This window comes from Oculatella sp. LEGE 06141 (assembly GCF_015207605.1).
Lineage (GTDB): Bacteria > Cyanobacteriota > Cyanobacteriia > Elainellales > Elainellaceae > Oculatella.
In genome coordinates this window covers 82,785-91,807 of the sequence record NZ_JADEWO010000025.1, presented here as the reverse complement: position 1 = coordinate 91,807, position 9,023 = coordinate 82,785, and the positions used below count along the sequence as shown (strand labels likewise).

Annotated in this window: 12 protein-coding genes and 1 CRISPR repeat array; of the genes, 9 read left to right on the top strand and 3 right to left on the bottom strand. The window is 49.4% G+C overall.

The window, feature by feature from the left end; all coding sequences use genetic code 11:
• The 6 genes from IQ268_RS17450 to IQ268_RS32355 all read left to right on the top strand — a co-directional run.
• On the top strand, positions 1–641 hold a 641-nt coding region (locus IQ268_RS17450), incomplete at its 5' end, for an RNA-guided endonuclease TnpB family protein (protein ID WP_193881687.1).
• Positions 642–819: 178 nt separating this feature from the next.
• A complete protein-coding gene (locus IQ268_RS17445; RefSeq protein ID WP_193881685.1) occupies positions 820–1,179 on the top strand; it encodes an isochorismate lyase in 360 nt (119 codons plus the stop codon).
• 27 nt (positions 1,180–1,206) lie between these two features.
• Entirely contained in the window at positions 1,207–2,562 is a 1,356-nt protein-coding gene (locus tag IQ268_RS17440) for a cytochrome P450 (RefSeq protein ID WP_193881682.1), read from the top strand.
• 95 nt (positions 2,563–2,657) lie between these two features.
• A complete protein-coding gene (locus tag IQ268_RS17435; protein WP_193881702.1) occupies positions 2,658–3,482 on the top strand; it encodes a M90 family metallopeptidase in 825 nt (274 codons plus the stop codon).
• 114 nt (positions 3,483–3,596) lie between these two features.
• Entirely contained in the window at positions 3,597–3,884 is a 288-nt protein-coding gene (locus tag IQ268_RS32360) for an IS1-like element transposase (protein ID WP_228035467.1), read from the top strand.
• A 74-nt stretch (positions 3,885–3,958) separates the two neighbouring features.
• Positions 3,959–4,339: an IS1 family transposase gene (locus IQ268_RS32355; RefSeq protein ID WP_228035466.1), complete on the top strand. Its 381-nt coding sequence runs from the start codon at positions 3,959–3,961 to the stop codon at positions 4,337–4,339.
• Between the two features lie 292 nt (positions 4,340–4,631).
• Positions 4,632–5,109: a CRISPR direct-repeat array (repeat unit 37 nt; unit sequence CTCGCAGCCCAATGAATCCCGCTTGCGGGACTGAAAC).
• 147 nt (positions 5,110–5,256) lie between these two features.
• On the opposite strand, the gene IQ268_RS17425 is transcribed toward IQ268_RS32355, so the two are convergent.
• Entirely contained in the window at positions 5,257–5,910 is a 654-nt protein-coding gene (locus IQ268_RS17425) for a Uma2 family endonuclease (protein ID WP_193881679.1), read from the bottom strand.
• A 12-nt stretch (positions 5,911–5,922) separates the two neighbouring features.
• Positions 5,923–6,573: a Uma2 family endonuclease gene (locus IQ268_RS17420; protein ID WP_193881676.1), complete on the bottom strand. Its 651-nt coding sequence runs from the start codon at positions 6,571–6,573 to the stop codon at positions 5,923–5,925.
• 79 nt (positions 6,574–6,652) lie between these two features.
• On the opposite strand from IQ268_RS17420, the gene IQ268_RS17415 reads away from it, so the two are divergent.
• From IQ268_RS17415 to IQ268_RS17405, 3 genes are read left to right on the top strand one after another with little or no spacing between them, the layout of a single operon-like run.
• A complete protein-coding gene (locus IQ268_RS17415; RefSeq protein ID WP_193881673.1) occupies positions 6,653–7,642 on the top strand; it encodes a hypothetical protein in 990 nt (329 codons plus the stop codon).
• 41 nt (positions 7,643–7,683) lie between these two features.
• Complete coding sequence (locus IQ268_RS17410) at positions 7,684–7,887, top strand: hypothetical protein (protein ID WP_193881670.1); 204 nt, start codon at positions 7,684–7,686, stop codon at positions 7,885–7,887.
• On the top strand, positions 7,884–8,261 hold the full coding sequence (locus IQ268_RS17405; RefSeq protein WP_193881667.1) for a response regulator: 378 nt from the start codon (positions 7,884–7,886) through the stop codon (positions 8,259–8,261). The genes IQ268_RS17410 and IQ268_RS17405 overlap by 4 nt, the downstream gene beginning before the upstream one ends.
• 9 nt (positions 8,262–8,270) lie before the next feature.
• On the opposite strand, the gene IQ268_RS17400 is transcribed toward IQ268_RS17405, so the two are convergent.
• Complete coding sequence (locus IQ268_RS17400; RefSeq protein ID WP_193881664.1) at positions 8,271–8,678, bottom strand: beta-lactamase hydrolase domain-containing protein; 408 nt, start codon at positions 8,676–8,678, stop codon at positions 8,271–8,273.
• Between the last annotated feature and the right edge of the window lie 345 nt (positions 8,679–9,023).

The following is a 9,023-nucleotide window of genomic DNA, read 5'->3' as shown; positions in this document are numbered from 1 at the left end:
GCATTGATCTGGGACTGAAGTATTTCTACAAGGCGACAGACGGCACTGAAGTAGAAAATCCCAAGTTCTTGAGGAAATCGGAGCGCAAACTAAAACGGTTGCAGCGTCGAGTGTCCAAGAAGCAAAAGGGTTCCAAGCATCGCAGAAAAGCGATTAATCGCCTGGGACGACAACATCTGAAAGTCAGTCGGCAGCGTAAAGACTGGGCTGTAAAACAAGCCCGTGCGTTGGTCATCTCTAGCGACTTGATTGCCTACGAAAACTTGCAGGTGCGGAACATGGTTCGCAATCACAATTTGGCTAAATCTATCAGTGATGCCGCCTGGAGTTTGTTTGTCGATTGGGTAAAATACTACGCCCAAATCTTCGGCAAGATACAGCAACCTGTTCCACCCCAGAACACCACGATTGATTGCTTTGATTGCAAACAGCCAGTTCAAAAGACTCTGAGTACCCGAACTCATGTGTGTCCCCACTGCGGCTCTGTTCGATGCAGAGACGAGAATGCAGCGTGGAACATTTTGGAGAAGGGACTGAGATTGGCTGGAATAAATACCGGGGGGCACTCGGAAATCAACGCCTCTGGACAGAACGACCTCTATTCAAACCAAGCAATTGATTTGGACAAGTCGGCTGGATGAAAGAGGAACCCCACGCCGTCTCGAAGAGCGGCGATGGGAGGATGTCAGTCCACTGACGTGCCTACCCGTCAGCCGAACAAACGTTGGCATCGATTCGAGGAGCAATACCCCTTGCTGGAAAAGAAGCGGGAGCCTAAACTACCGAATTAGATGCTTTATTTGCAGTACTGAATCCTCGATGAAATCTCCTGAAGATTGCACTACGATGAGCGATATTCGAGCCGAGATCGATCGCCTCGATCGCCAGGTCATTGCGCTGTGGGGGCAGCGGTTTGCCTACGTTAAAGCGGCCTCTCGCTTTAAAACCAGCGAAGCTAGCGTTAAAGCACCAGAACGGGTTCAAACGGTGCTAAATCAGCGGCGAGAATGGGCCGAAGCGGAAGGTCTTAATCCTGACATAGTGGAAAAGCTGTATCACGACTTAATCCATTACTTCGTTGAGGAAGAGATAAACCAGTGGCGATCGCTAGCGATCTCAGGTGAGATAGGTGACGATAGCAACATTCAACCCCACGGTGGCGATCGCCCTGCTTCATAACACTCAAGCTATTTAAGCACTACACCAATGAACCTTCCTGATGGCCCCAAAGCACCTCGCTGGCTGCAAAAGATTCAATATACAGCCGATCCTTTAGGCTTTATGGATGCCGCAGGGCAACGCTATGGTGATATTTTTAATGCTCCTGTGATTGGTAATACGGATACTCTGCTGGTGAGCCATCCTCAAGCGCTTCAGCAAATTTTCTCCAACGATACAAAGCAGTTTACGGCACCATCGAATCAATTGTTACAGCCGTTGGTGGGCAACCATTCGATGTTTGTTTTGGAAGGCGATCGCCACCGCCGTGAGCGGAAGTTAGTCATGCCTCCCTTTCATGGCGATCGAATGCGATCTTATGGGCAGACGATCATTGATCTCACCGAGAAGGCAGTTGATCGGTTAGTGCCCAATCAGGTGTTCATTGCCCGCAACACAGTTCAGGATATCTCAATGGAGGTCATCTTGCAGGTAGTGTTTGGGTTGGCAGAAGGAGAGCGGTTTTACCAGCTTAAACAACGAATTACAGCGTTTATGGATGTGTTTCAGGTTCCTTTGTTGGCAGGGGTACTCTTTTTCCCGGCGTTGCAAAAGGACTTTGGTTCACGCAGTCCCTGGGGATATATCCGCCATCTCCAGCGCCAGGTTGATGAATTGCTGTATGCCGAAATTCGCGATCGCCAAACGTATCATGACCCATCCCGCACAGATATTTTGAGTCTGCTGTTGTCGGCACAAGACGAAGCCGGGGAGAAAATGACGGAGGTGGAATTACATGATGAGTTGATGACCTTGCTGCTTGCCGGACATGAAACCACGGCAACGGCGATCGCCTGGGCACTGTATTGGGTTCATCGGGTTCCTGGCATCCGTGACACGGCTTTGAAGGAGTTAGAAACCCTGGGGCAGGAACCCGATCCGGCCAGTATTGTACGGCTGCCCTATCTCACTGCCGTTTGCTATGAAGCTCTGCGGATTTACCCTGTAGCGGTCTTGACCGTACCACGGGCGGTAAAAGAACCCGTAGAACTGATGGGATACTCTCTAGCGGCCGGAGTACGGCTGTACGGCTGTATTTATTTGACTCATCATCGTGAAGATATTTATCCTGATTCACGGCAGTTTAAGCCAGAGCGGTTTCTGAAGCGTCAATTCTCTCCCTACGAATTTTTGCCGTTTGGCGGTGGTGTCCGTCGCTGCATTGGTGAGGCGTTGGCGTTGTTTGAGATGAAACTGGTAGTAGCGACTATTTTGAGACGCTGTGACCTTTACCTTGCCGACCCGCAGCCCGAACGCCCCAAACGCCGAGGTGTGACAATGGCTCCAGAACGGGGTGTGCAAATGGTGATGCGATCGCGCCACATGGATAAGGCTATCTGTTAGATGATACCTGACCATGGTGATACCTGATCCCACGCTGAGCCAGCTTGAGTACACTTGAAATAGCAGGCGATCGTTCAGGGTGGCGCACCATAGCAATGATTGAAACCTTAGTTGTCCTTGTCATCATTGGGCTGATTGTGGCCGGGATTTTAATCTATCCCCTTCTGGTTAGGCAACGACGCAGCCGTTTGAGCCATCGTCCATTTCCCCCGCTTTGGGCGGCCATTGTTGAAAATCATCTTCCGATCTACTCGCACTTATCCCCGGCGCAACGTCGCCAGCTTCAGGGGGATATTCAGGTATTTCTGGCTGAGAAGCAGTTCATTGGCTGTGCCGGATTGCAGATCACGGAAGAAATGAAACTGATTGTGGCGGCGATCGCCTGTCTGCTTCTGCTCAATGAACGAGAAAGCTATTTTCCAAAGCTGCGCTCCATTTTAGTTTATCCCAGTGCCTATTGGGTCAATGAAACAACGTCCGTTGGCACCTTTCTGGTAGAAGAAAAGCGTGTAGCGCGGCTAGGGGAGTCGTGGTCGAGGGATCAGGTGGTTCTGTCCTGGGAGCAGATCAAGCACGATACTTGCCACTGGAACGATGGACATAACGTTGTGCTGCATGAATTTGCTCACCAGCTTGATCAAGAAGATGGTCAGGCGGAGGGTGTTCCTGTGTTGCAAAACCCTTCCGACTACCGCACCTGGGCACAGGTGATGACCAGTGAATATCAGCAGCTCTGCACTGATGTAGAACATGGTAGAAAGACAGTGATCGATCGGTATGGCGCTACCAATCCTGCTGAGTTCTTTGCTGTCGCAACAGAAACGTTCTTTGAGAAACCGCAGCAGCTATTGAGAAAACACTCAACCCTATACAAACAGTTGCAACAGTACTATCAGCTTGATCCCATTCAATGGACCTGAGGGAAATGGCACTGAAACAATGCTCCAATCCATCGTTGCCTTTCATTCTGGGGTAGTGTGCTAGACCTGTGGACTTGAGGCAGAGTAGTTTTACCTCTGGCAACTCATGCTCCTATGGTTCTGGAACCCATTCTGTGCCCTGCTTGCCAAAGTTCTGATATGGTCAAACATGGAACTTCAAAGGAGGGGAAACAACGCTACAAGTGCCGCAACTCGCAGTGTTCCCGCAGCACCTTCATTCACCAATACTCTTACCGAGGGTACTTACCGGAGGTCAAACAACAAATTGCGGATATGGCGGTCAATGGCAGTGGTATCCGGGATGCTGCTCGTGTATTGGGCATCAGCCCGACCACCGTGATGGAAGAATTAAAAAAAGTCTCGGCACTTAACGCAAGTTAATCCAGCTCTGCTTCAGCAGGCAACCCAAACGGAATCTATGCAAGTTTTGATGCAACGAGTCGATGAGGCGCAAAATGTGGAGTTTTGTGGGCAATAAACAGCAGCAACGCTGGTTATGGCACGCGATCGATCATGCGAGTGGAACGATTCTGGCGTATGTTTTAGCGCCCCACACGGATGCAGCGCTAGAGTCATTGATGCACTTGTTAACGCCTTTTGGCATCGCGCGATTTTACACCGATGGTTGGGGAAGATACACCCGACTGCTGAACGAAGACCAGCATGAGGTGGGCAAACAGTACACTCAGAAGATTGAGCGTAAGCATTTAACCTTACGAACTCGGATCAAACGCTTGGCTCGCAAAACCATCTGTTTCTCTAAGTCAGAGTGGATGCACGACATCGTCGTCATTGGGCTATTTGTGAACCGCTATGAATTTGGGCTTGCCGTGTAACTCCTTCCACAGGTCTAGCACACTACCGGCGCAGGTTTGCAGCAACCTCGACAAGAGCAGGCGATCGTCTTATGATGGGGGTACGTTAAATTTGGCAGACCGAAGTGGGAGTCAAAACCCTGGGGGTTCCGCCAAAATCGCTAGAACCTCGGCAATTCAATACTTTTAGATTTTCAACCTGGTCAGAGGAATTGAAAGTCAGCGGCGGTTGAGGGCTGGAATTGGCATCTTTTTGGAGGTCTGCCAAAAACCATCCCAGAAACTGCTCTAGGAGGGCATCTCAGGCTGCGCTCTCGCAGCCCAATGAATCCCGCTTGCGGGACTGAAACCTGCAATTCGGGGATCAGGTGAGGGAGGCATGGGTTGCTCGCAGCCCAATGAATCCCGCTTGCGGGACTGAAACAAAAGAGAGATATTGCTGCGTTAACGCAGATTAGCACTCGCAGCCCAATGAATCCCGCTTGCGGGACTGAAACGAGAGTCGGTTCAAGTTGTCCTTTAACCACTTGTCTCGCAGCCCAATGAATCCCGCTTGCGGGACTGAAACGAAAAGCAATTACCTTCTCTTGATCTGACGATCGAAACTCGCAGCCCAATGAATCCCGCTTGCGGGACTGAAACAGGCGATCGCATTCCTGGCTCATCACAGCCATTACACTCGCAGCCCAATGAATCCCGCTTGCGGGACTGAAACTGAAGTCTTGATATTCATCCAAACCCACATAAATCGGGTCTCGCAGCCCAATGAATCCCGCTTTCGGGACTGAAACGCTAGAGAGCCTGTTTGAACGATAGAATTCATGGAAACTTGCAGCCTCTTCCTCGGATCAATGTGGCAAGACTGGTATGGAGTTAGCTCTGGAGAGAGCACAGAAAAAACCGAAGCGTAAGTGAGAGATGGATGAAGCGATCGCCCCTCACCCTCTTTTCTCCAACTCCGCTCTCACCCAGGCTCGAAAGGCTCTCATCGTCTTGTTTCGCCCAATCGAGCGACTTTGTTCTACATACTGAGGAATCACGGTATGTAAATACCATCCTGAGAAAGTTGGGCTATCCTCCACCTCAACATACTGTTCGGATTGTAGAACGTAAATTTGAATGCGATCGCCCTCTCGTCGCCATAGTTCTGGAACACGAAGAGATGCATACGTTGCAGGATGGGTGCGAGAAGTTATGTCTATTTCTAATGCCAGATCAGGGGGCGGATCAATGCTGAGATCTAATCGTTTTTTACCCCGTACAGATGCTTCATTTTGGATGTAGAAACATTGATCAGGTTCAATCCCTTTCAGGGTTTGAGGATTCTTAAATGTTGTTGAACCCAATGTCAAAAAATCAACATCACATTCTTCCAGAAATGCCTTAAGTAGATCACCGATTATTTCTTTATCAGACTCATGTTCTGGAAGGGGGGTCATGATCTCTAATATTCCGTTATCGTAAGCAATACGTGTACCCCGGTGTTCTCCCATTTCTTCTAGTATGGCTTCAAATTCATCCCACTCTACGTCATGGAACTTCACTCGATGTCCTGGTGGAACGTCCAATTGCCGAAGTTGCAATGTAACCATAAATCCTCCTTCCTAAAGAACTTGCTCCCTCACCCAAGCCCTAACCGATCGCCGCAGTGCCAACCGTCCAGCCGCTCGATTCGCTTCTATCAGTTGCGGTAACGCCTGAATATTCAGTTGCGGAAAAACCATACTTTGGCGAACTTCAACGTACTGCCCATCCTGAAACTGATAGATCGTGAGTGTTCCAGCGTCGTAGCACCAGAGTTCAGGAATCCCTAAAAGGGCATAGATAGGGAGCCGTTCTAATGACTTACTGGTGACATCGATTTCCAAAGCCAGATCCGGTGGAGGATCGATCGCAAGATTAATATCGAGTCTGCCACGCACGATCGCCTCATTTTGAAAATAAAAACAGTTATCCGATTCTAGCCCTGCTTGTTTTGCCCGCTGTCGCCAAGTGGTAGAGCCGTAACTCTCATAGTCTAGCTCTAAAGTTTCCGCCATATCTTTAATGGCATCTCCGATCGTTTCCTTGAAATACTCATGTTCAGGCAAAGGGGTCATGATTTCGAACGTTCCATTACAGTAAGCCACACGAGTTGAACGGCGATCGCCCAATTCCTGTAAAATCGCCTCAAAGTCCTCCCAACTGACCTTTTGGAACAAAACATGCTTTCCTGGTGGCACCTGAATGCTTTGAAGTGGAATTTGTACGCCCATAGTGGCTTCCTCACCAAGATTGGTGTTTTTTGACTCAGTTATTTCTAATCTTAAAATACTTCCTCATTGCCAATGTTCTATGTACCTCGTCACCACCAGAGCCGATCGCCTTCCCTCTGACCACCAGATCATCATGGTAGATGGCACCGTACCCAACTGGGAAGCGAAACCTGGCGATCTTCATTGGGATCATCACCGTCCGGATGGAGCCGATATCCAGATGGACGAGATTCCCTTACCCGATCGCTTCTCTTTTCTAGAAGAACAGGCCACCGATCAATCTCCCTGCTTCGTCACTACAATGGTCGATGCTGATGCCTGTTGTGCTGCTGCCTGGGTGCAATTGCCGCGAGAGGTGCTGACTCCAGAAACGATCGCCAAATTCAAAGCGATCGCCTGGGACTGCGATCATCTCATGGTTCCACTTGACCTCAACCAGTATGCTGAATTTGCTGCTAAAGCCGATGCTGCCCTCAAGAAATCGAGCGAAGGCATCGCCGCCGATTTAGGATTACCCCACGAGCGCAAAGACTGGACAGAAGACCATTGGCAAGCTTATTCATCAGAAGCCTTTCGACGAGGAACCGAGTGGCTAATAGCCGCCGCAAAGGGCGAGCAACCCTATCCCGGAGAAGGTGGTGAAGCCGATGATTACTGGCAGCAAATTGAAGCCGATGCTCAAATGCTCAAGGATGAAAATCGGATTCAATTGATTGAAACAGATCGAGGAGCGATCGCGGTGTGTGATGTTTGCAGGGTTGGACATGCCGTTGACCCGCGCTCCTTTTATCATGCACTTGGGTCACGCTCCCACTCCTTGCGCCCGGAAGCAATTACCTTGCGAGATCATCGTGCAGGCGGCAACCAATACACATTGGGCAGTATTCCCCTGCATCCAGAGCAGCACCTGCTCGATTACACCCAGGGTACCTTCGATCGCCTCACCCAGGCAGAACAACGCAAAGCTCCCGAAACCGGAAACTGGGGAGGCCGCCGCACCGTTGGGGGTTCTCCCTGGAATCATCCCTCTAACCTGACGATTGAGGAAATTGTTATACTCCTGAGCTGATGAGATTGGTGCTGGGGCTATTGCAAATCATACTCAAATCTGTGAATCATGAACGTGACTTTGAAGAATCAGTCGGCACCTGTTTTCATAGCCTGACCACTTTCCAACCCCATCCATTTCAACAGGAGGCGATCGCCGCCATTCTTTCTGGTCGCAATATTCTTTTGCGGGCACCTATTGGCGCGGGCAGAACAGAACCGCGATTGCCGCAAAATAGAGATATTACCAACGACCAACAGCCATGACTAAACGCATTCTCGTCATCGACAACGAGCAATACATTCAAGAAGTAACGCAAATTTGCTTACGAACGACCGCTGGATGGCAGGTGTTTACAGCAAGTTCGGGGCAAGAAGGCATTGCCAAAGCAGAAGCTGAACAGCCGGATGCAATTCTGCTGGATGTGATGATGCCTGATATGGATGGCCCTACTACATTTCAACAATTGCAGGATAATCCAACTACTCGTCAGATTCCGGTTGTTTTGCTCACTGCAAAAGTGCAAGCATCCGATCGTCGTCGTTATGACGAATTGGGTGTGCAGGGGGCGATCGCCAAACCGTTTAATCCTCTACAGCTTGCCAGCCAGATTGCTGCAATCCTCAGTTGGAGCCTTTGAATGGCACAGTTAGCCTGAAGGAGCCGGTTGAGGATAGTTTTTGAACAGTCCAAGTTCTTCCGCTCGTTGAAAAGCTTGCTGCAAGGGTTGCCCCTGCTTGACGGCAATGTGCATTAACACCATTGCGGCTGCCAACGTTGCATTGTTACAACACACTAACATGGGTTTGGGTAGTTGATTGATCTGATGAAGGACTTTGACTGTAATCTCAGGATTCATTACCTCAGTATCAATTGGCAGGTTGACGTAGCGTAACTCTAAGCGTTCAACTTCCTGTTGCTCTTTATTTGAGGAACGCCCGGGCGATCGCAAGTTCAGTACAGATTTATATCCTTCTGCGGCAATCTGTCGTAATTCTTCGAGTGTAATGTGTCCTGCGATCGCAAGTTCATCATTAATCTTCCTGATAATTTCCATTGCTCCCTCCTAAGCCAGTCGATCGCGTCAAATTCAAGTGAAATTCTATTCTCAGGTTAGGGGAACAACTTGAGAAACTTGTGAGGAACTTGTATCAACTGAATCTTTCAGAGACCATTGAGCTTGGTTCAGCGGCATTGAATATTGACCAGTCTAATCCTTATCTCGGCAGAGCTTTTCAAGTCGCTAGGGCGTGTTTTAAAACTCCTGATTGCTAGGTTACGTTGTGCTTTTCGCCCCCTAAATACTCCAAGATTGGGGGACTTTGAATCGTTCAAAAGTCTATAGAGTTGGAACTTCCAGGATCAACACGCCTTAATGCTACAGTTGTAGATTAGCTAGAAT